The sequence below is a fragment of the Actinosynnema sp. NPDC023794 genome (assembly GCF_040639675.1).
Classification (GTDB): domain Bacteria; phylum Actinomycetota; class Actinomycetes; order Mycobacteriales; family Pseudonocardiaceae; genus Actinosynnema; species Actinosynnema luteola.
In genome coordinates, this window is sequence record NZ_JBFAFR010000019.1 from 82,244 (window position 1) to 104,183 (window position 21,940).

Here is a 21,940-nt window from a genome sequence, read left to right on the forward strand (position 1 = left end):
GGCATGAGCGAGAGCAAGCGCGCCCGCCGGGAGTTCCGCTTGTCGGGACTCCTGGCGGTGCTCGTCGCCGTGTCGGGGCTGACGGCGTGCGGGACCGAGCCGGGATCGGGGTCGTGCGCGGAGACGGTCCTCTCCGTCGAGGACGTGCGGGTCACCGATCCCGTCACCCCGCTGACCCTCACCGCGACGATGACGGCGGACGGCAAACCGGTCAAGGGCGCCGAACTGGCCTTCTTCATCGGCGTCGGCCCGGTGGGCGAGAAGGCGGTCGGGCGGCGCGTCGGCGAGGCGACGACGGGGGACGGCGGCGTGGCGGCCTTCGTGCGTGAGGACGGCGTCGACGGCTTGGCGTTCAGCGACGAACGCGTCGACGGCTACACGGTGGAGTTCAACCCGATCAACAAGATCGACGGCGTGCAGTACTGCCGCTCCCGGGGTGACGCCGCCCTGACCGTCGCCTGACCGCGGGACTCGCCGCGAGCAGTGCAGCGGCGCGCGCTTTCCCGGCGCACGGCTTGGGCTGCCTCGTGTCCGCTGGGTCCGGGTGCTGCTCGGGAGTCGGTGCTGAGGCCCGCGAGCTGGGCGGTCGGGTCGGCGAACCGCTCGCGTCGATGTGGCGTTCGGCCCATGGCGGTGCGTCTTGTCCACTAGCGTCGGCCGGTGTGGAAGGCGGGGGAGTTCCAGTGAGCGGCTCGGTCGGGCGGTTGGTCACCGCCGGTGTGGCGGGGGCGGTGGTGCTCGCGTTCGTGGGGGCGCCGCAGTCGTTGGGGATGTTCTTCGTGGTCGGGCCGGACAGCCCGGCCCACATCGGCGCGCAGCTCGTGATCGCGCTGTGCGGTGCGGGCGCGATGGCGGTGGCGGTGCTGGTCGACCGGCATTGGCGTTGGATGGTCGCCGCGGGTGCGGCGGGTGTGGTGCTCGCGACGGCGCTGCACGCGCCGGAGTACCGGGGCCTGACGGCCACCGCTGTCGATGGCGCACAAGACCCGGCGGTGCGGGGGCTGCCGATCCCCGTCGCGGTCGGTTGCCTGGTCGCGGGCGCGGCGGGCGTGCTGGTGATCGGGCTCTTCGGCGTCGTGCGGGAAGTCGCGCGGACGAGCGGACCGGGTGGCGCGCTCGCCGGCTTCGTCGCGGTCGCGGGCTACTACGGCGTGGCCGTCATCGGTCCGGCGCGGTCCGCCGCCGCGACGCCGCGGGTGCTGGTCGTCGCGGTGGCCGCCGCCGTCGCGATCACCGCCGTCGTGCGCGGGGGCAAAGCGGCGGTCGTGGAGGGCAGCGGCAGGGCGCGGTCCGCCGGGGCCTGCGCCGCCGTCGCGACCGTGCTGCCGACGGTGGCGGTCGCGATCACCGGCGAGCAGGTGTTCGGCACCGTCACCGGGGGAGTGGTCGGCCTCGTGGTGTGCGGGATCGCGGTCGCGGCGAGCGCGACGACCGGGGTCAGGACCGTGACCGCGGTCGTGCTGACGGGCCTGGTCCTGGCCGCGCCCGTCGTGATGCTCGTCGTGATCCACGACGCGCCGGCGGGCGCCACCGGCTTCGCGTGGCCGCTCGCGCTGGCGGGTGTGCTGGTCGGCGCCGCCGGCTCGCTGCGGACCTGGTCGACCGCCGCGCTCGTCGCCCTGGCGATCCTCCCGTTCATCGGGATGGTGCTGCGACCCGACGAACGCGGAGTCGCGGAGTTCGTCGTGTGGGCCTTGCTGTTCCTGGTCGTGGCCGCCGTCGCGGCGAGCACGGGTCTGGCCTTCCGCGTGGTCGGGACGCCCGCCTTCGCGGCCTTGGCGACGGCTTCGGCGGTCGGCGCGTTCGGCGCGCTCAACCTCTGGCGCGCGGCCGTCGCCGACGATGACGGTGACGTGGTCGCGTCACTGGGACCGGGTGGGCACTGGGCGTCGGCCCTGCTCCTCGGGTGCGCGGTCGCGCTCGTGCCGGTGGTCGGTCGCGATCGTCGACCGGCGAACCGGCCGGTGGGAGTCTGACGTCGCCGGAGCGGGCGCCTGGTGACGACTCAGGACCGGGGCACCGCGACCGCGAGGCGGCGGGCCGAGGCCACGTCCGGGCAGCCCGCCAGGCGCAGCGCCGTCTCGAACTCGGCCCGCAGCACCTCCAGCACCGCTGCCACCCCCTGCTCGCCACCCGCCGCGAGCCCCCACAGCACGGGCCTGCCGACCAGGACCGCCGAGGCCCCGAGCGCCAACGCCCGCACGACGTCCACCCCGCTGCGAACCCCGCTGTCCAGCAGCACCGGGCACCGCCCACCCACCGCGGCGACGACCTCCGGCAGCGCGACCGCGCTCGGCACCGCGCCGTCCAACTGCCGCCCACCGTGGTTGGACACCACCACACCCTGCACCCCGAGATCGACGGCCCGCGCCGCGTCCCCCGCGTCGAGCACCCCCTTGACCACCAGCGGCAGGCTCGTGTGCGCCCGGATCCACTCCAGATCACGCCAGCTCAACGACGGGTCGAACACCGCACTGGTGTGCCGGGCGATCACCGAGTCACCCTCCACGCGGTCGCCCACCTCGCCGTCGGTGTTCACCGGCTTCACCCACGACGGCAGCGCGAACCCGTTGCGCAGGTCCCGCAGTCGCCGCCCGAGCACCGGCACGTCGACCGTCAGGACCACCGCACCGCACCCCGCCTCCTCGGCACGGCGCAGCAGCTTCACCATCACCTCGCGGTCGCGCAGCCAGTACAGCTGGAACCACGTCGTGCCGCCCGCCGCGGCCACGTCCTCGATCGGGTCGGAGCTGAGCGTGCTCACGACGTACGGCACACCGGCCGCCGCCGCGGCGGCCGCGACCGCACGCTCGCCACCGTCGTGGATCAGCCGCTGGTAGGCCATCGGAGCCACGGCCAGCGGCAGCGTCGACGCGACACCGAACAGCTCGCAGCCCGTGTCGCACGCCGAGACGTCCACCAACGCCCGCGGCACGACCGCGACCCGGTCCAACGCGACCCGGTTCGCGGCGAGCGTGACCTCGTCGCCGCTGCCGCCCGCGATGTAGTCCCACACGTCCGGCGCCGACCGCTCGGCGGCCAACCGCTCGACGTCCGCCGTCGACCACACGTCACGCATAAGCCGCCGCCTGCATCGAGTACAGCTCGGCGTACAGGCCGTTCGCGGCCATGAGCTCGTCGTGCGAACCGTGTTCCTCCACCCGTCCGCCGGCCACCACCACGATGAGGTCGGCCATGCGCACGGTGGAGAACCGGTGCGAGACGAGCAAGGTGATGGCGCCGGTCCGCCGGGCGACCTCACGCGCGCCGGCCGCGTACCGCTCGAACAACCGGTGCTCGGCCTGCGCGTCGAGCGCCGAGGTCGGTTCGTCGAGGACGAGCAGCAACGGCTCGCGGCGCATCATGGCCCGGCCGAGCGCGAGCTTCTGCCACTGCCCGCCGGACAGCTCCACGCCGTCGGCGTAGGTCTTGCCGAGCTGGGTTTCGACACCGTCCTCAAGGCGGTCCAGGACGTCCTCGGCGCGTGCGCGGCGCAGGGCGTCGTGCACGGCGTCGGCCGAGTCGATCTCGGCCAGCTCGCCGACACCGACGTTCTCGCGGGCGAGCAGCTCGAACCGGGCGAAGTCCTGGAACCCGGTGGCGATGCGGGCGCGCCACCCGTCCACGGGGAAGCGGGTGAAGTCCGTGCCGTCCAGCGAGACCGTGCCGGTGGTGACCGGGTAGAACCGGCACAGCAGCTTGATCAGGGTGGTCTTCCCGGCGCCGTTCTCGCCGACGAACGCGACGGTGCCGCCCGCGGGCAGGGTGAGGTCGACGTCGGCGATGACCGGCCGGTCGGTACCCGGGTAGGTGAAGGACACGCCGCGCAGCTCGATGCCGTCCCGGATGCGTCGGGGCACGGTCCGGTCGGGCGGTGGCGGCGCCTGGCTCGCCACCAGCGCGCGGACCCAGCGCATGTTGCCCATCACCCGCCCGGTGCGCTGCATCTCCTGCAACGTGGCCACGGACGAGGTCACCTGCTGGTTCACCTGTGACGCCAAGGTCAGCACGAGCAGGACGTCGCCCACGCCGCGGTGGCCGGCCACCGCGTCACGCAGCACCAGCAGCGTGCCCAACACGTAGGCCACGGCGAAGAACAGCTCACCGCCGGTGCGCAGCAGCACGGCCCGGCGCTCACCGCGCCACAGCTGCGCCGACGCGTCGTCCCAGGCCCGGCGCTGGCGCGAGCGCAGCTCCGACTCCAGTCCGCCGACGCGCAGCTCCTTGGCCGACGCCGCGTTCGCCACGAGCCCGAAGAGGTGCTTGGCGCGCCGGGACGGCAGCGCCGAACGCTCGCGCGCGCCGTTGACGATCGACTCGGCCCGCCGCCCGAGCAGCACCGGGGGCACGGCCGCGAGCGGCAGCAGCAACAGCAGCGGGTTGAGCCGCGCCAGCAGGACCGCGGTGAGGGAGATCGCCACCAGCAGGCCGAGGCTGTTCAGCAGGCCCTCCATCGAACCCCACCCGGCCCGGTGCAGCTCGTTGCGCAGCACCTGGATCTTGTCGGCGTACTCGGGCCGCTCGTGGTGCTCCAGCCCGGCCGAGCCGTTGGTCATCTCGATCAGCTCGCGCTCCAGGCGCGGCACGGCGCGGTCGCCGAGCTCGAAGTAGAAGATGTGGGCGAAGTGCCCGGCGGTCAGCGCGGCGATCACCGCGACCACGACCAGCGCCGCCGCCACGGACGCGCCCCGGACGTCCCCCGCCAGCGCCGAGTCGGCCAACGCGGCCAGGGCTGGTGCGGCCAGCGGCATCGCCGACGCCTGGGCGATCATGAGCACGACGGCGAGCACCAATCGGTACCGGCTCTCCCGCCACGCGATGAGCAACAACTCCCAGCCACCGCGAACGACCTCGATCACCGGCTGATCCCCTCCACCACCGCGTCCGCTGCGGCCTCGTCCGCCGCCGCGCCGTCCACCGCCGGCTGATCTGCCGGATGCCTGGTGGCGGTGCCGCCGTCCAGCGCGTCGTCGTCCACGGCGTCGGTGTCCTCCAGGTCCTCGACGTCCAGCCCACGGGCGAATCGGTTCGCCTGCAAGGCGAACAGGCGTGCGTAGTGACCGCCTGCCGCGATCAGCTCGTCGTGCGAACCCCGCTCCACCACGTGCCCACCGTCCACCACCACGATGTGGTCGGCCCGTCGCACGCTGGAGAACCGGTGCGAGATGAGCAGCGAGGTCACCCCGCGCGTCAGCTCCACGAACCGGTCGAAGAACGCCACCTCGGCGCGCACGTCCAGGGCCGCGGTCGGCTCGTCCAGCACCAGCACCGTCGCACCCGCCTCCAAGGCGTAGAACGCACGGGCGATGGCGATGCGCTGCCACTGCCCGCCGGACAGGTCCGTCCCGCCCGGGTAGGCGCGCGAGAGCGGCGTGTCCAGGCCGTCGGGCAGGGCGAGCAGCGCGTCGGCGATCCCGGCGCGCTCTGCCGCCCGCAGCACCGCCGCCCGGTCCACCGGCACGTGCGCCGCGCCGAGCGCGATGTTCTCCGCCGCGGTCAGCTCGTAGCGCACGAAGTCCTGGAAGATCACCCCGACCTGGCGGCGCCACCGCACCGGGTCGAACTCCGCGATGTCCACGCCGTCCGCGCGCACCGCACCCGACGTCGGCTCGTACAGCCGCGCGAGCAGCTTCACCAGTGTGGTCTTGCCCGCACCGTTGACCCCGACCACCGCCGTGCAGCGCCCGGCGGGCAGCTCCAGCTCGATGCCGTCGAGCACGGTGCGGTCCGAACCGGGGTAGTGGAAGCCGACGCGGTCGAAGGTGAGCGACCTGGCGGGCGTGCCCGCGGGCACCTCGACCCGACCGGGTCGCGGCTGCCCCTCGTCCAGCTCGTCGAGCCGGTCGCGCAACCGTTGCAGCGCGGTCAGCGACTGCATCGCGAACTGCGTGCTGGTGTCCGACTCGGGGTAGTGGCCGCCGAGCGACATCGCCAACGCGACCGCCTGCACCCCGAGCGCCAGCGCGGTCAGGCTCACCCGACCGGTCGCGCCGAGCTGGGCGGCGTACACCATCGCGGCACCGGCCAGCAGCAGACCGATGGACGTCAGCAGCAGGTACGGGGTCAGGTAGACGCGGCGGCGCGCCCGTTCGAGGGTGTTGCGCACGGTCTTCCACACGGCCGCGTAGCGATCCGCGAGCCAGCCGGTGAGGCCGAACACCCGGATCTCCTTCGCCGCCACGTCGGTCATCGTGAGCTCGTTCAGGTAGCCGATCTCGCGCATCCTGCCGATGAGGTCGCGCCCCACCCGCGAGTACTTGCGCAGCCCGCCGCGCTGGCCGTAGCGGAAGGCCATCACCGCCGCACCGACACCGATTCCCGCAGGCCACCCGATCGTCAATCCGATGACCACCACCAAGGCCACCAGGCGGGTGTAGCGGGCGATCAGCGCCACCATGCCCAAGCACGCCTGCCCCGGCGTGCCCCAGTCGCGGTCGAAGGCGCGCACGGCCTCGTTCAGCTCGTCCAGCGTGCGCTGGTCCTCCAACGGCCCGATGCCGACCGGCCGCAGCATCAACGCCATCGCGTCGTCCCGCAGCGCGCTGTCCACCCGTCGCCGCAACTGCTCGCCCAGGGCGTTGCCCACGGGGGTGAGGACCTGGGTGAGCAGGAACGCGGCGGCGGCGAGCAGGAAGATCGAGGTCAGCCGGTCCCAGGCCGCGCTGCCGACCCCGCCGTCGACCGCGGCGGGCACCTCGCCGACCAGCATGCTCGTCGCGACCACGAAGGCCACCGGTAACAGGCCGAGCACGAGGTTGAGCACGGCCAGGAACACGACCAGGCCCACACCGCCGGACGGCAGCAACCGCGCGATCCGCAACCGCTGCCGCACCGCCTCGTCCACCCAGTTCGCCCACGTGGCGCGCAACCAGGCCGTCGCGGACCCCGCGGCGGGAGGTGTTCCGGTCGTCATGGCGCTCCCGCGAGTTTTCGGTGGTGCGGTTCGTCGACAACCGCTCGTCGAATTGGCCGCGGGCGCATTGCCACGGTTCTCGTGACGTCGAATGGACACCAATCCTCAACCGGCCGGCCCGGCGCCCCAGGGCATCCAAGCACAGGGTTGCGAGCACCTTCAAGAAGGTGATTTCGTGAATCCGCAAGGGTCTTCTCTCGCACCTCGTCGGACGTTGCTCCGGTCGGTCCAGCGGCCCGCCCGCCACGGCGGTGCCAGGGCGGCGTGGGCCGGACGTGGCCGCAGAAGGCGCGTTTGGTCACCCGCGCCCACCGGTGCGCGGCTCGACGTCGCGCGTCACACCGCCGGGGGACTGGGCGGGGTCCGACGGGTTCCCGGGTATTTCCCGTGCGTTTCCCGACAGGCGAGAAACGAATTCTTCCGGGAGCGCCGCGTCGTGTCCCGGTCGGCCGCACCCGCGGCGCGGTGAGGAATGAGCTTGGAGCAGATCGGCAAACCGGTGTCGTTCCGTCGAACGCGAGGCCGACCTCGATGCGGAACACCTGCTGCGCACCACCGATCCGGCACTGTCCACACTGGACACCGTCCTGTGCTGCGGGCAACTCGTCGAAGTCGAACGCGGTTGGCGGGACGTGAAGACCGTGCTCGACCTCCGACCGGGCAGGACCAACCGGCCGACGAGCCGAACCGGCGCCGCGTGCCTCGGTCGTGCCGACTGGAGGCGTGCTCCGAACCTCCGCACATGCCGTTGTCAGGATCCTGCCCGTGCAGCATCATCACTCCCGGCGACCGGGCCCGAGTCGGAAGCGCCGTTCGCGGTGAGGGCCGTGGTCGCGTCCACCGGCCCGGGCGCCGGTGCGACCGGCGTCCGCGCGTGGGCGAAGGGTGGCGGATGACAACGGCCAGGGTGTGGCGCGTCGGCGAGGTCGTCGACGGGCGTTACGAGGTGCTGCGGGTGCACGCGAGCGGCGGGATGGGGCTGGTGTACCGGGTCCGGCACCTGGAATGGGGCACCGACCTCGCGGTGAAGTGCCCCCGTCCGGAACTGTTCGAAACCCAGGCGCAGCGGGCGCTGTTCGTCGACGAGGCGCGGGTGTGGGTGGACCTCGGCCTGCACCCGAACGTCTGCGGCTGCCACTACGTCCGCGACCTCGACGGCCTGCCGGGAGTGTTCGCCGAGTACGTTCCGGGTGGCAGCCTTCGTGACTGGATCGACGACCGCCGCCTCTACGCCGGGCCGGGTGCGCCGGCCCGCATGCTCGACATCGCCGTGCAGTTCGCGTGGGGGCTCGCGCACGCGCACGACCGGGGGTACGTGCACCAGGACGTCAAGCCCGGCAACGTCCTGCTCGACACCACCCCGGCCGGGGTCGTCGCGAAGGTGACCGACTTCGGCCTGGCCCGCGCCAGGTTCATCGCCACGGCGCCCGGGGCCGCCGACCCGGCGGTGAGCATCGCCGTGCCCAGTGGCGGTCTCACCCCCGCCTACGCCTCGCCCGAACAGGATCGCGGGCTGCCCGTGGGCAAGAGCACCGACGTGTACAGCTACGCCGTGTCCGTGCTGGAGATGTTCACCGGCGGGGTTCGCTGGCCGCTGGGGCGTGACGCGGGCGCGGAGCTCGACAAGCTGCGCGAGCAACCGGTGCCGGGCATTCCCGCACCACCGCGGGAGCTGGCCGACCTGTTGGCCCGCGCGTTGAGCCACAACCCGGACGCGCGGCCCGACACCATGACCGGTCTCGCCGCTGAGCTGACGAGGATCTACCAGGACACCACCGGCACGCCCCACCCCCGCCCGGTGCCGGTCGCCGCCGACCTGCGGGCCGACGAGCTCAACAACCGCGGGGTGTCCCTGCTCGACCTCAAGCTGACAGCCGACGCGGCGGCCGCGTTCGCCGACGCGCTGGCCGCGGACCCGCAGCACCTGCACGCCACCTACAACGCCTCCCTGCTGCGATGGCGGCAGGGCGAGCTGACCGACGAGGACGTCATCGCCGCGCTCGACGCGACGACCGCGAGCGGTGCCGACCCCGGCGAGGCGGCACGACTGCGCGCCGAGGTGCTCCGGGAACGCGGCGACCGGACCCCTGCGCCCGGTGCCGATCCGGTGAGCGGGGCGCGTGCGATCCCGTGGTACGACGACCGGGAGCGCGAGCCGGCGTACGACCCGGACTTCGACATGGTGGTCAAACCCGCCACACCGTCCGTCCAGGCCCGCTTCACCGCCGATGGCACACGGGCGGTGACCGTCTCGGAAGGCGTGCTGCGTGTCTGGGACGTCCATGACGGACGGTTGCTGAGCGCGACGCCCGGCCCCTACCGGCCGGAAGAGGAGACCGTCAAGCTCGGCATCAGCGCCGACGGTGGGCACGCGGTCACCGCCGGGCTGTACACCGTGCGTTTCTGGGACCTGGCCCGGGGGCGTCTCCTGCGGGAGTTCGACGCCGCCTTCGACGGCGTCCACGACGGCCTGGACCGCGTGCTGCACTGGCCGAACTCGGTGTGCCTCAGCGGCGACGGCCGGGTCGCGGTCGCCGCGTTCCACGGCGGGATCGTGCTCGCGTGGGACTTCCCCAGCGGTGCGCTGCGGCAGGTGCTGCGCGGGCACGGCCCCAGGACCACGGCGGCGGTCAGCCACGACGGGCGGTTCCTGCTCACCTCCGACTACGTCGACGGCACGGCCCGGCTCTGGGAAGTGGCCACGGGCCGCTGCGTCCGTTCCCTCGACGCCGGCGAGCGCGTCAACGACGTCTGGCTCAGTGCCGACGGGCAGCACGCTCTGGTGGCCGGTGACGGCGAGATCCGCCTCTGGGAGGACCACGAACGGAACAGGACCCTGCACGGGGTCGGGAGACTGCCCTCGGCGGCGGTGTACGGCGGGTTCGTGGTGTCCACGGATGTGGATGACACCGTCCGCTTGTGGTCGCTCGACGATGGCCGCTGCCTGCGCACCTTCCGCGGCACGGGCAGCAAGGTGCTCGCGGTCCACTTCGACACGGCTTCAGGTCTGCTGCGGTCAGCATGGCGGGACAACACCCTGCGCTGGTGGACGGTCCCTCCCCGGCACACCGCACCGCACCGGCTGAGCAAACCCCGCGAACACGCCGAACTGCGCCTGCACGACGCGCATGCGACCGACCTGGCGAACCGGGCACGGCGGGCCGACGACCCCTCGGCGAGGCTTCGGCTGCTGTCCGAGGCCAGGACGGTGCCCGGCCACGAACGGGACCCCCGACTGCTCGCGGCGTGGCGGGAACTCGGCCGCACCGCGGTCCGCACCGGGGTGCGAGGGGCCTGGCCCGCACGGGACATCGACGTGGGGAGCGGGCAGCACGCGATGGCGGTGAGCGGGGACGGCCGAACCGTGGCGACCTCCGGGGTCGGCGGCACGGTCCGCGCGTGGCACGTGGCTGAAGGAACCGTCGCACGACTGGACGAGGACCGGCCCAACCTGGTCAGGTCCGTCACGATCAGCGAGGACGGAACGCGCGTGCTGTACACCTACGGCGGGGGCATCCGCGCGTGGTCGACCGGCACCGGTGAGCGCAGCGTCGTGCTTGACGACCCGCGACTGCTCGGCATGTCCGCGTTCGACCGGACCGGCAGGTCGGTGCTCGTGGCCAGGCACGATGCGATCCGGTTGTGGAACCTCGACAACGGCGCGTGCGAACGGGAACTGCCCGGACCGCACGAGCGGATCAACGCGGTCTGGCTGGGCGAAACCCTGGCCGTCGCCACGGGCGCCGACCGGGCGGTGCGGGTGTGGCACCTGACGACCGGACAGCACGTGCACACACTCCACGGCCACACCGATCTCGTGCTGTCGGTCTGCCTGAGCCCCGACGACCGGTACCTGCTGTCCGCCGGCGGTTACACAGACCACACCATCCGGCTATGGGACCTCACCACAGGCGAGTGCCTCAGGGTCTTCGGCGACGACCCCGACAACCCGCGCGGGGTCGGCTCCGCGCCCAAGGTGCCGTCGAAGACCGTGCGGTTCAGCCCGGACGGCCGGTTCGCGATCTCCGGCGGCAGCGACACCGCCGTGCGGATCTGGGACCTCGCAACCGGCGCGTGCCTGCAGGACCTGGAAGGACACCGGACCGGGGTGAACGCGGTCGCATTCGGCCCACACGCCGACTTCGCGCTGTCCGCCGGCTCCGACGGGACCGTGCGACGCTGGGAGCTCGACTGGGACCTGAAGATCGGTTGAACGCCGCCCCGCCAACCGACGTGTGGTGAGTGCAGGTGGCCAGGACGAGAGTTTCCGCGACGCGCACGGTCACCCCAGGCATCACGATATGGCAAACCTCCGGTCGTGCCGCCGTGCGCGTGCACTTCGGCGAAGCATGAACGGCTCGCCGCTCGCAGGTGCAGGCTGAATCGGCTTACCACCACCCGGTAGGGGCGACGAGTTCGCTGCGTCGGAGAGGCTGCTCGACGTCACGGCCGGTGAGGACGACGCCACGCGGGAGGCGCCGGCGCTCGTGGTGGTGAGCACGTTGGCCGGGCCACCTGCCGAGGCATGCTCACCTGGACCGAGCACCGGGACGCCGACGTGCCCGAACACCTGGTCACCGGCATCCGGCGCCACCCTGCCGCGACCACGCCCGCTCCCTCCTGAACCGCGGACTGCGGCACCGGTGGGCGCGTGGCGTTGTTGCCGACCTCTCGGCGCGGGTCGCTCACCGGGGGAACGGCGGGCGTTCGAGGCAGGCACGGCCCAGGCCCAGGCCGGTGAGGAATGCCTGGACCTCGTCGTCACAGGTCCGCGCCGCGGCGCTGTCGCCCACCTCGGCGAGGGCGCGGGTGAGCCGGGCGAGGGCACGGGCGACGTCGAGCGGGTCGGCGGCCCGGCGCCGCAGCTCGACGGTCTCGCGCAGCAGTTCGACGGCGTCCGGCCAGCGCCCCCGCAGGGCGGCGATGTCGGCGAGGCTGCGCAGCACGCTCGCCAGGCCGTCCCAGTTCGCGCGCTTCTCCTGCACGGCCCGCAGTTCGTCCAAGCGAGCGGAGGCCCGGTCCAGCCGCCCGAGCGCGATGTCCAGGTCGGTGGTGGTGTGCCCGATGGCGGACACGCCGAACTCGTCACCGGCGGCGCGGGCGATCTCGGCGCCCTCGGCGAGCACCCGCTCGGCTTCCTCGAGCGAGCCGACGTCGATCAGCGCCATGCCGTAGCGGCGCAGCAGGATCGCGGTCTGCCGGGACGGCCGCTCGCCGCGCTCGATGGCGAGGGCCTTCTGGAACAGCGGGAGGCTGCGCTCGGGCCGGCCGGACTCGGCGTGCACGTCGGCCAGGCCGCGCAGCGGTTTGGCGAGGAAGTGCCCGGTGAGACCGGCCGCCTCGGCCACGGCGATCGCCTGCTCGAACCACCCGGCGGCCTCGCCCGGCCGGCCGGTCATCAGCGCGGCGACACCGCGGTGGTGGAGTGCGCCCGCCTGGTGTCGCGGGTTGCCGAGCGTCCAGGCCAGGTGCACCTCGCGACTGGCGAGGGCGGACAGCACGGTGTAGCGGGACCTCTGCAAGTGCACCAGGAACATCGCGTGCAGCAGGCGCACGCTCAGGTCGTGGTGGCCCTGGACGGTGACCGCGTCGATCGTGGTGCGCAGGACGTGGTCGCGGTCCTCGTCGTGGGCGCGAAGCTGGAGGAACCCGACCAACCGCAGGGCCAGCGCGCCCGCCAGGTACGCCTCGCCGAGCGCGCACGCCTGGTCGACGGTGGTGAGCAGGTTGGTCCGCTCGGCCTCGCACCAGTCCAACGCGGTGTCCCGGGTGGGTGGCACCACCCCGTCGGGCAGGGGCGGCGCGGTCAGGCCCATCGCGTTGTCGGTGCCGTGGTCGATCAGTTCGTCGGCCGCGGTGAGCATCGCCAGCCAGCCGTTCAGCACGCGGACGTGCGCCTCCTCGCGCTCCTGCTCCTCGTCCTCGGCGGTCGCCCGTTCGAGGGCGAAGTCGGCGACGAGGTCGTGCAGCCGGTAGCGGGCCGGGCCCACCTGCTCCACCAGGTGCGCCTCGACGAGCTGGTCGAGCAGCCGGTCGGCGTCCGCCCTCCCGGACACCGTCCGCGCCACCCACGCGGGCCAGTCCCGTACCGCGATCAGGCCGAGCCTGCGCATCACGAGGCGCTGCACGGGGGTGAGGGCCTGGTAGGTCAGCCCGATGCTGGCACGGACGTCGAGGTTGCCGATGGACAGCTCGTCCAGCCGGCCGCGGTGCTCGGCGAGCCGGTGCGCGAACTCCGCGAGCGTCCACTGCGGCCGCACGGCCAGGCGTGCCGCGGCGATCGACACGGCCAGCGGCAGCCGTCCGCACGACTCCACGACCGCCACCGCGGCCTCCGGCTCGGCTTGCACCCGCTGGTAGCCGACGACGCTGGTGAGCACCGCGACCGCGTCGTCGCGCCGCAGCACCGGGATCGTCCAGCGGTGCACACCGATCAGCGCGGCGACGGCACGGCGCGAGGTGACCAGGACCGCGCACCCGCCGGCGGCGGGCAGCAGCGGCCTCACCTGCTCTTCGGTGACCGCGTCCTCCAGCACCACCAGCGTCCGGGTGCCCGCCAGCCTGCTGCGGTACAGCGCGACGCGCTCGTCCGGGTCCTCCGGCAACGCCGACGCGGCGACGCCCAGCGCCCGCAGGAACCGGGCGGTGACGGCGTGCGGGTCGGCCGGGCGCGATGAACTGCCCCTCAGGTCGGCGTACAACTGCCCGTCGGGGAACCGGTCGACCGACTGGTGGGCGGCGACCAGCGCCAGGGTGCTCTTGCCGATCCCGCCGGGGCCGACCAGCAGCCCGACCGGCGCGACGTCACCCGTCGGGCGCAGGGCGGTGGTGATCCGGTCGAGCAGCTCGTCCCGCCCGGTGACCACGCGGGGTCGCGGCGGGAGCTGGCGGGGCACTACGTGGCCGGGCACGAGGTCCCGGCTGGGCGCGTCGTCGTGCAGGATGCGCCGGTGCAGGTGGCGCAGGGAGCGCCCGGGCTCGATGCCCAGTTCCTCGACGAACCGGCGGTGTACCTGCTGGTAGCAGGTCAGCGCGTCCGCGCGCCGTCCCGCCGCGACCAGGGCGAGCATCCGCTTCTCGTGCAGGAACTCGCGGAACGGGTGCTCGGCGATCAGCGCCGGCAGGTCCGCGAGCACGACGTCGACCCGGCCCAGCGCCAGCTCGGCGGTCAGCCGCGCCTCGACGGCGGCCAGCTTCTCGTCGTGCAACGACTGCCGGACCGAGCCGACCCACTCGTCAGGCACGTCGGCGAGGGCCGGCCCGCTCCACAGGCCCAGGGCCTTGGTCAGCGCTGCCACGGCGCCCTCGTGGTCGGCCTCGAAGGCGGCCCGCCTGCCCCGGTCGACAAGCGCGCGGAACTCGGCGAGGTCGAACTCGTGCGAGCCGAGGGACAGCTGGTAGCCGCCGGGCCGCGAGGCGATCAGCTCGCCGCGCACGTGCAGCCGTCGTCGGAGCCTGCTGATCATGTTGTGCAACTGCGCCCGCGCCGAGGACGGCGGATCGGGCCACAGCGCGTCGACCAGCCGGTCCGCCGTGACCAACCGGTCGGCGTTGAGCAGCAACGTGGCCAGCACGAACCGCTCCCTGGCGCTGCCCGCTGTCAGCCGCTTGCCGCCGTCGAACACCTCGACCGGTCCGAGCACCTCGAAGTACAACCTCGAACCTCCGCCAGTTCCACTGTGCCGCGCTCGCGGCGGCCCACGCGGGAGGCGGAGAGGACCACGGGCAGCGGCGTCGCGTCGGGCACCCCGCGGACCTGGACCCTCCCCGCTACCGGGCCGGTACCAGCCCACCGATGTGGGCGTGCTCAGGGCTTCAAGGACGTCTGGGCGGTCGTCCTCGGTCAGCGGTGACCGCAGAGGTTCTCGAGGTCATGGGCCCGCCGCGTCGATTGACCTCAGGTGATATGACCTGCCATCAGTAAACTGAGAACGGGACCAGCCGTCAACCGGGATGAATACGAGGCGTCTTCCGCCTTCGCGTGAGTTCATGGCCGAGCGGTACGCATGACGGCCATGTCCGGGGCCGTGGGAACGCCGGCCGCGCGGATCGATCGCCTGTTCGGCACGGTGCGGCCGAGCGGCGGTGGCGAGTACACCCTCGAGGAGGTCGCCGAGGCCATCAGGTCCGAGGCGCCGCGCGGCTGCGGGGGTTTGGAGTTCCGCGTGCCGTTCGACGTCGGGGTGCTGACCGAGCGGATCGCCGTGCGGCGTGGACGGCCGATCACGTTGATGCCGGTGGCCGGCCTCACGGGCGTGTGCGGGTTGTGGATCGTCACCGGACCGCGCGGTGCTTCCGGGACCGGTGGTGGTGCGAAGGGCCGTCTCCGCCCCGATGGTGCGGGAGGTCTCCGCCGACCGTCCGTTCGTCCTCGTCATCACCGACACCACGACCGGCGCGCCGCTGTTCCCGAGTCGCATCGCCGATCCGACGGTCGCGTCGCCGCTCACCGGTGAATGACCTGTTAGGGACTTGTTAGCGGCCACCTCCACTCTCAGTGGGCCGTGCGACCGCGCGGCGCGACTTGAAGGGGGAAGCCTTGTCCAAACTGCGTGAACGGCTGTTCTTGATCGTCGGGATGTTGGCCGTCGTCCTCGGTACGGCCGCCGCTCCCGCGGCGGCTGCCACCCCGGCCCCGGCCTCCGCGGAGGCCACGTCGGCCGTCTGGCCGAAGATCACGGTGAAGGAGGTCGCGGCGGGCAGCATCACCCCCGCGTCGGCGTGCTCGATCGTCAAGTACGGCTACCGCGGCACGGTGATGTGCGAGGCCATCGGCTTGGAGATCGAGTGGTCGGCGGGCCGGTTCGAGTACTTCGACATCTCGACCAACCGCTCCATCTGGCACGTCTGGCCGAACAGCGGCGGGTGGAAGGTGATGCCCGGGAACGGCAGCGCCGACCACATCTTCGACGCGTACTGGGCCGGTACGAGCCGTGTTGTCTGCGTCTCCAACAACAGCAACGGCTCCGTGTGGTGCTCGACCGACCCGCCGACCTCCGCGAGCTGGGGCAGCTGGTGGCGCAAGTACTGACCACCCGATGATCAAGGACGCTGTGGCCGGTTCGCGGTCACAGCGTCCTTGATCATCGGCACAGGGCGGCGAAGCTCCACCGCATCTGACGAGCCCTGCTGAAGCCGTCGTGTGGGTTCAGGCAGCGGACGTTCCGAGTCGGGTTCCTCGGAGACCGCCGAACGGATCGTCACCACGTTCCAGGCCGACACCCTCACCGACCCCGAGGCCCTAGGCGAGCTGCGCACCGCCGTCGCCCACCTGCGCACGGCAGGTCGCGAGGTGTCCGGCCGGCCGGCCGGTTCTGATCCGCCCGGGTGGTCGCGCTGGTGTTCTACTCGGCGCTGCGTACCGAGATTGCCAGGTCCAGGCTCTTCTCGACGCCTTCCAGGCAGTGCGTGATCCGCCGGAGCGTTCCGGTGGGGCCGCGGTGGGCGAACGCAGGTGGAGGGTCGAGCGAGCCGGGGCGGGTCGACCAGTTCGATGACGATCGCGACGACGCGGGGTGTTTCGCGTTCGGGTGGGTAGCTCTGGCGGATGTTGGCGAGCCGGCCCGTGGCTCGCAGGTCACCGCCAGTGCCTCCGGCCGTGGTCAGGTCAGGCCCCAGCCGGGCGGCGCAGGTCACCTTCAGCCGTTCCGGACAACGGCGAGCTTTCGGCTACGCGAGAACGGCATCTGCGATCGGCGTTCAGTCCACCAAAGAACGTGGACTTCGCGGTTCCGGAACCTGCGCTGCTCAGCCGTACAAGAAGGAGATGTCGGCCACGCCGGGGGTGTTGCTGTTGCGCAGGTGCCATGGCCTGGGGTTCTGCGTCTCGTAGACGATTCCAGGGGTGTCGTCGCCGTCACGGTCCCAGTCGCCAGTCAACTGGTACCCTCGGTGCCGTAGGTGAAGGTGATGTCGGCGATTCCGCTGGTGTTGCTGTTGCGCAGCATCCACGTGTTCGCGGGGTAGTTCCAATTGAACAAGCCTGCGGTGTCGTCGCCGTCGCCGTCCCAGTCTCCGACTACGGGGTAGGGGCCGGTGCCGTAGGTGAAGGTGATGTCGGCGATTCCGGTGGTGTTGCTGTTGCGCAGCAGCCACGTGTTCGCGCCGGAGGCGTTCAACTGGACCAGGCCGATGGTGTCGTCGCCGTCACCGTCCCAGTCCCCGGCCACCGGCCAGCCGCCATTGCCGTAGGTCAGCGTGATGTCCGCGACTCCAGTGGTGTTGCTGTTCCTCAGGTAGAACTTGTTCGTCGCGCCATTGAGGCCTTTCACGAACAGGCCCGGCGTGTCGATGCCGTCACCGTTCCAGTCTCCGCTGAGCGTCACCCCATTGCTGCTCGAGTACCCGGTGATTGGCGACAACGAGTCGGCGGAGGCTGGTGGCACGGCAACTGCAGGCAGTGCCGCGACAGCGCACAGCGGCACGATAATTCTGGGGAGAATACGCCTCACGGCTATCCCTTTCAGGAGGTGGTTCGTGGTGTTGACCTGAGTGGCCGGCCTCCCGGCGTTGGCCACTGTCCGTGAGCACTCGTGGGTTCCTGGGCGAACCTTGTCAGGACGTGGTTTCAGTACTTCCCGGTGCAGTTCTCCTGTCCCGTGCCGACGTCGTGAGCGCACGCCCAGGCCACCTTGTCCGCGTCGTCCACCATCTGGGTCCACGTGCCGGTGACCCCCGGCCCATTCGTCCGGCCGAAGTGCGATCCGTCCGAACTGTGGACGCGCACTCGGTCACCTGGTGCTCCACCGCTGATGCGGCCCCAGGCCGATCGGCAGGAGGGGCTGTAGCGGAGGTGGATGGAGATGCCCTGCACGCTCGCTGTCTTCACCGTCCTCGCGTCCCGGTCGCAGAGCATGATGTCCGGCCACAGTCCCTCGCACTCCCACGCGTGGCACAGTCCCGCGGTGCCTGACCGGCCGCCGGTGTCGGCGGACGCGGAGGTCGTCGTGATGAGCGGGATCGCCATCACGGCGGCGAACAGGATCCCGATGTTCCGAGCAGATCTCTTTGTCATGGAATTTCCCTCTCGATCGGTGCGAGCCATTGATGTGTAGCGTCGATCGGTTGTGCACGATCGGCCGCTGGACACTGGACAACAGACCGTGCACAATCCACCTGGGGGTGGAGGGGGTGGCGCGTTGCCTCGTGGCGAACGCCCGTTGGGTGATGAGGTCGACGAACTCGTGCGATTCGCGAGGGATCTCCGGCGGCTTCGGGAGAAGGTGGGGCGACCGTCGTATCGGGAACTCGGTGCGCGGGCGCATGTGTCCGCTTCGGCGTTGTCGGCGGCTGCCGGTGGTCGGAAACTGCCCAGTCTGACGATCGCGTTGGCGTTCGTCCGTGCCTGTGGCGGGGATTCCGAAGAATGGGCGAAGCGCTGGCACGAGGTCACCGCCGAACTCGCACGGCAGACGGAACCCGAGCCGGTTGATCCCGGCGCTCGTGCTCCTTATGTGGGTTTGAGTGCGTTTCAGGAGAGTGACGCGGACCTGTTCTTCGGCAGAGCGGATCTGCTCGGAAAGCTGCGCGCGCAGGTTCGCTCAACCCGTCTTGTCGCTGTGGTCGGAGCCTCGGGTGCGGGGAAGAGTTCGCTGTTGCGGGCGGGTCTGCTGCCGGAACTGCGGGCCGAGACGTCGGTGGTCATCACGATGACGCCGGGGCAGCACCCGATCGAGGAGTGCGCGATCCAGTTCGCGACACCGCTCGGGAGTAGCCCGGCCACGTTGTTCGAGGACCTGTCCGAGGGTGCACGTGGCCTGCACCGGCTGGTGCGGCAGGCGCTCACGAACCACCCTGACGCCGCCGAACTGATCCTCGTCGTGGATCAGTTCGAGGAGGTCTTCACACTCTGCGGTGACCAGCGGGAACGCTCCCGGTTCATCGAGCTGCTGGTGACCGCGGCGGCTGCGGGGAACAGCCGGGTGCGGATCGTGCTGGGGATCCGGGCCGATTTCTACGGTCACTGCAGCCGATACCCGGAACTGGTCGACGTGTTGCAGGACCACCAGGTGGTGGTCGGCCCCATGTCGGGACAGGATCTCCGGGACGCGATCACGAAACCAGCGATTCGGGTGGATTGCTCGGTGGAGTCAGCCTTGCTGGCGACCTTGTGCACCCATGCGGACGGTGAGGTCGGCGTCCTGCCGCTGCTCTCACACGCGCTTCTCGAAACCTGGCGGCGGCGACGCGGGAATTCCCTTTCACTGGCCGGGTTCCAGGCGGCCGGTGGAATCGACGGTGCTTTGCGGCAGACCGCGGAGGCGGTTTACCACTCCTTCGAACCCCGTCAGCGACAGGTGGCGGGCGATCTGTTCCTGCGGCTGACCGCACTGGGCGAGGGCGCCGCGGACACCAAACGCCGCATCACCCGTGCCGAACTCGACAGCCAAGACGCTGATCTCGCTCTGGTGCTGGAACGGCTCGCGACCGCGAGGCTGCTCACGCTCGACCGCGACACGGTCGAGATCGCTCATGAGGCGCTCATCAGATCCTGGCCGCGGCTGTGCGAGTGGCTGACCGAAGATAGGGAAGCGCTGCACCTGCACCGGCGGCTGACCGAGTCCGCGACGGACTGGGACAGCCATGGGCGGGACCCAGGGCTGCTCTACCGCGGCGCCCGGCTGGCCGCCTGGGAGCGCCAACCCGAAACCGCGCTCAACGATCAGGAGCGGGAGTTCCTCACCGCCAGCCGAGCCGACGCTCTCCGGGAGCACGCCGCCGCCCGACGTCGACGGAACCTGGTTGTCCTGGGCCTGAGCTGCGCGCTGGTGGTGGTCAGCCTCCTGGCCGGGCTCGCCGTCGTCCAGGCGGACCGGGTGGCGACCGAACGCGACCTGGCCTCGCACCGGCAGCAGGTGGCCACCGCCCGCGCCGAACTGGCCAGGCAGCCGGAACTCGGGCTGTCGCTGGCCGTGCGGGCATTCGACAGTTCCCCGTCCGCTGAAGCGGCGGCGGTGTTGCGCCAGGCGGTGGCCGATTCCCGCGGCCGGGCCGCGCTGGACACCGGCCAGGGCTATCTCTCAGGACTCGCTACGAGCTCCAGCGGCGCCAAGCTGGCGAGTGCCGGGTACGACGGCACGGTCCGGATCTGGGATCGAGCCGGGGACGTGCTCGGCAAGGAGCCAACGGTGCTGGCCACCGGCGGCCCGGTCGCCGGGGTCGACTTCAGCCCCGATGGCCGGCTACTGGCCACCGTGGGTTCGGGTGGCGCGGCAACACTGTGGGACGTCGGTTCGGGCACCCCGCATCGAGCGCTCCCCGGCCACACCGGGAACGTGAACGCCGTGGCGTTCGGCCCTTCCGGGCAGCTGGCCACCGGTGGTGACGACGGCGCTGTTCTCCTGTGGGATCCGGCAGCCACCGAGCCGCGGGTGCTCCCCGCGCCCGGCCGGGTGCTGAGCCTGGCGTTCGATCCGAGCGGGCAGCGGCTCGCGGTAGGCGGGGACGACCGGGTTATCCGCATCTGGCCGGTCGGGACGTCGGGCGATCCGGAGGTGCTGACCGGCCACACCCACCACGTCACGGCACTGGTCTTCCGCCACGATGGCGGCCGACTGGCCAGTGCGGGCGGGGACGGCGCGGTGCGGGTCTGGCATCTCGGCGGCGAGCGGCCTCCGGAGGTGTTCGACAGCCACACCAGCGAACTCACGTCGGTGGTGTTCGGGCCGGACGGACGTTCCGTCGTCACCGGCGGCAGTGATGGCGTGCTCCGGCTCTGGGACGTGACCGCGAGAACCGAACCGTTCGAGCTTCGCGGGCATGCGGGCGGCGTGGCGGGAGTGCGGTTCAGCCCGGATGGCACGCGCCTGATCAGCGCCGGGGCCGATGGCACCCTGCGCCTGTGGGATCCCGCGGGCGGGGAAGTGCTCGCCCTGCCCGCCGGGCATCAGGGTCCCGCGCTGGACACGGCCGTGACCCCGGATGAGACGACCGTGGTCAGCGGCGGCTACGACGGCACCGTGCGGGTCTGGCGTACCGGGTCCGGTGAGTCACCGACGGTCCTGCAGGACGGTCAGGCCACTGTGCTCCGTGTCGCCGTCAGCGCCGATGGCCGCCGGGCCGCCGCGCTTGCCGAGGATTGGGTCATCCGCGTCTGGGACACCGGCAGCGGCAGGCTGCTGCTCACCCAGCCGTCGAGTCCGGACGCGCTGGGAGTGGCTCTGAGCCCGGACGGCCTCCTGGTGTCGGGTTCCGGGCCGGAAGGGTCGGTGCACCTGTGGCGGGTCGACGGGCCCGCCCGGCCGACGGTGCTGCGAGGGCACCGGCATTCCGTGCGCCGGACGGCTTTCAGCCCCGACGGCGGGCGTCTGGTGAGCGCGTCCGACGACGGCACCCTGCGCGTCTGGCACACCCGCACGGGTGCGCAGCTACACGTACTGGGGGCGGGGGAGGACCGGATCATGTGGAGCGTCGAGTTCAGCCCGGACGGAACCGGGATCGTCGCCGGGACACAGGACGGGACCGTGCTGGTTTGGGCCGCGGACGGGTCCGGGCCGCCGGTCGTCCTGCGCGGTCACGAGGGCATGGTGTGGGACGTGGCCTACAGCCCGGACGGCCGGTGGATAGCCAGCACAGGCAGCGACAAGACGGTCAGGTTCTGGCCCGTCGGCGACGGTCAGGCACCGATCGTCGTCCGCTGGAGCGGGCCGATGGCGCCGTCGGTCACCTACGGCCGGAACGCGCAGCGGCTGGTCAGCGCACATGCCGACGGCGTGACGCGGCTGTGGACCTGCGAATCCTGCGCGCCGATCGAGCAGGTCCGGGCACTGGCCGCGCAGCGAACCGAACGTGGCCTCCCTCCCGCCAACGCCTGAGCCTGGTGGCGTTGTCCTGCATAGCGGGCGGCAAGACGCGGTCGCCGACTGGTGAGGTCGCGTGGGCAACTGTCGCGGGTTCGCACAGGGAATGGCCCTGTGCGGACCATCCGACCTGGGTTCATGCGGCCGAGGCCCCTGCGTTCGACCACGTTGCGTTGGGCGAGCAGCACCAGAAGCTGTTCGACGTGCGGTCGCAGCCGGGCCGCCGCTC

The 21,940-nt window shown here is 72.0% G+C and carries 13 protein-coding genes; 6 read left to right on the forward strand and 7 right to left on the reverse strand.

Annotated elements, in window-relative coordinates; all coding sequences use genetic code 11:
• Positions 1-3: 3 nt before the first annotated feature.
• Together AB0H12_RS30565 and AB0H12_RS30570 are read left to right on the forward strand one after the other, a co-directional pair.
• Positions 4-462: a hypothetical protein gene (locus AB0H12_RS30565; protein ID WP_499627586.1), complete on the forward strand. Its 459-nt coding sequence runs from the start codon at positions 4-6 to the stop codon at positions 460-462.
• A 221-nt stretch (positions 463-683) separates the two neighbouring features.
• Positions 684-1,976 carry a hypothetical protein gene (locus tag AB0H12_RS30570; RefSeq protein ID WP_499627588.1) on the forward strand — a complete coding sequence of 431 codons (1,293 nt, stop codon included), beginning with the start codon at positions 684-686 and terminating at the stop codon, positions 1,974-1,976.
• A gap of 29 nt (positions 1,977-2,005) precedes the next feature.
• On the opposite strand, the gene AB0H12_RS30575 is transcribed toward AB0H12_RS30570, so the two are convergent.
• From AB0H12_RS30575 to AB0H12_RS30585, 3 genes are read right to left on the reverse strand one after another with little or no spacing between them, the layout of a single operon-like run.
• Positions 2,006-3,079 (reverse strand): alpha-hydroxy acid oxidase, encoded by a 1,074-nt coding sequence (locus AB0H12_RS30575; RefSeq protein ID WP_499627589.1) that lies wholly within the window; start codon positions 3,077-3,079, stop codon positions 2,006-2,008.
• The gene (locus AB0H12_RS30580; RefSeq protein ID WP_499627591.1) at positions 3,072-4,859 is read right to left on the reverse strand and encodes an ABC transporter ATP-binding protein; all 1,788 of its coding nucleotides are present in this window, start codon (positions 4,857-4,859) and stop codon (positions 3,072-3,074) included. The genes AB0H12_RS30575 and AB0H12_RS30580 overlap by 8 nt, the downstream gene beginning before the upstream one ends.
• Positions 4,856-6,913: an ABC transporter ATP-binding protein gene (locus AB0H12_RS30585; protein WP_499627593.1), complete on the reverse strand. Its 2,058-nt coding sequence runs from the start codon at positions 6,911-6,913 to the stop codon at positions 4,856-4,858. The genes AB0H12_RS30580 and AB0H12_RS30585 overlap by 4 nt, the downstream gene beginning before the upstream one ends.
• Before the next feature lie 892 nt (positions 6,914-7,805).
• Here AB0H12_RS30585 and AB0H12_RS30590 point away from each other — a divergent pair.
• On the forward strand, positions 7,806-11,126 hold the full coding sequence (locus AB0H12_RS30590; protein WP_499627595.1) for a WD40 repeat domain-containing serine/threonine protein kinase: 3,321 nt from the start codon (positions 7,806-7,808) through the stop codon (positions 11,124-11,126).
• A gap of 472 nt (positions 11,127-11,598) precedes the next feature.
• On the opposite strand, the gene AB0H12_RS30595 is transcribed toward AB0H12_RS30590, so the two are convergent.
• Positions 11,599-14,568: an AfsR/SARP family transcriptional regulator gene (locus AB0H12_RS30595; RefSeq protein WP_499627596.1), complete on the reverse strand. Its 2,970-nt coding sequence runs from the start codon at positions 14,566-14,568 to the stop codon at positions 11,599-11,601.
• A 652-nt stretch (positions 14,569-15,220) separates the two neighbouring features.
• Here AB0H12_RS30595 and AB0H12_RS30600 point away from each other — a divergent pair.
• Complete coding sequence (locus AB0H12_RS30600; protein WP_499627598.1) at positions 15,221-15,373, forward strand: hypothetical protein; 153 nt, start codon at positions 15,221-15,223, stop codon at positions 15,371-15,373.
• Between the two features lie 79 nt (positions 15,374-15,452).
• On the forward strand, positions 15,453-15,944 hold the full coding sequence (locus AB0H12_RS30605) for a hypothetical protein (RefSeq protein ID WP_499627600.1): 492 nt from the start codon (positions 15,453-15,455) through the stop codon (positions 15,942-15,944).
• A 716-nt stretch (positions 15,945-16,660) separates the two neighbouring features.
• Here AB0H12_RS30605 and AB0H12_RS30610 read toward each other — a convergent pair.
• From AB0H12_RS30610 to AB0H12_RS30620, 3 genes are all read right to left on the reverse strand, one after another.
• Positions 16,661-16,792, reverse strand: a complete 132-nt coding sequence (locus AB0H12_RS30610; protein WP_499627602.1) for a hypothetical protein — start codon at positions 16,790-16,792, stop codon at positions 16,661-16,663.
• On the reverse strand, positions 16,789-17,238 hold the full coding sequence (locus AB0H12_RS30615; protein ID WP_499627604.1) for a hypothetical protein: 450 nt from the start codon (positions 17,236-17,238) through the stop codon (positions 16,789-16,791). The genes AB0H12_RS30610 and AB0H12_RS30615 overlap by 4 nt, the downstream gene beginning before the upstream one ends.
• 242 nt (positions 17,239-17,480) lie before the next feature.
• Positions 17,481-17,927 (reverse strand): DUF2690 domain-containing protein, encoded by a 447-nt coding sequence (locus tag AB0H12_RS30620; RefSeq protein ID WP_499627606.1) that lies wholly within the window; start codon positions 17,925-17,927, stop codon positions 17,481-17,483.
• Positions 17,928-18,072: 145 nt separating this feature from the next.
• Here AB0H12_RS30620 and AB0H12_RS30625 point away from each other — a divergent pair, with 145 nt between their 5' ends.
• On the forward strand, positions 18,073-21,726 hold the full coding sequence (locus AB0H12_RS30625) for an nSTAND1 domain-containing NTPase (RefSeq protein WP_499627608.1): 3,654 nt from the start codon (positions 18,073-18,075) through the stop codon (positions 21,724-21,726).
• Positions 21,727-21,940: the final 214 nt, after the last annotated feature.

Excerpts from the sequence above, each read along its gene's own strand:
- AB0H12_RS30565 (WP_499627586.1), top strand. The coding sequence starts at position 4 with ATGAGCGAGAGCAAGCGCGCCCGCCGGGAGTTCCGCTTGTCGGGACTC.
- AB0H12_RS30585 (WP_499627593.1), bottom strand. The coding sequence starts at position 6,913 with ATGACGACCGGAACACCTCCCGCCGCGGGGTCCGCGACGGCCTGGTTG.
- AB0H12_RS30575 (WP_499627589.1), bottom strand. The coding sequence starts at position 3,079 with ATGCGTGACGTGTGGTCGACGGCGGACGTCGAGCGGTTGGCCGCCGAG.
- AB0H12_RS30620 (WP_499627606.1), bottom strand. The coding sequence starts at position 17,927 with ATGACAAAGAGATCTGCTCGGAACATCGGGATCCTGTTCGCCGCCGTG.
- AB0H12_RS30590 (WP_499627595.1), top strand. The coding sequence starts at position 7,806 with ATGACAACGGCCAGGGTGTGGCGCGTCGGCGAGGTCGTCGACGGGCGT.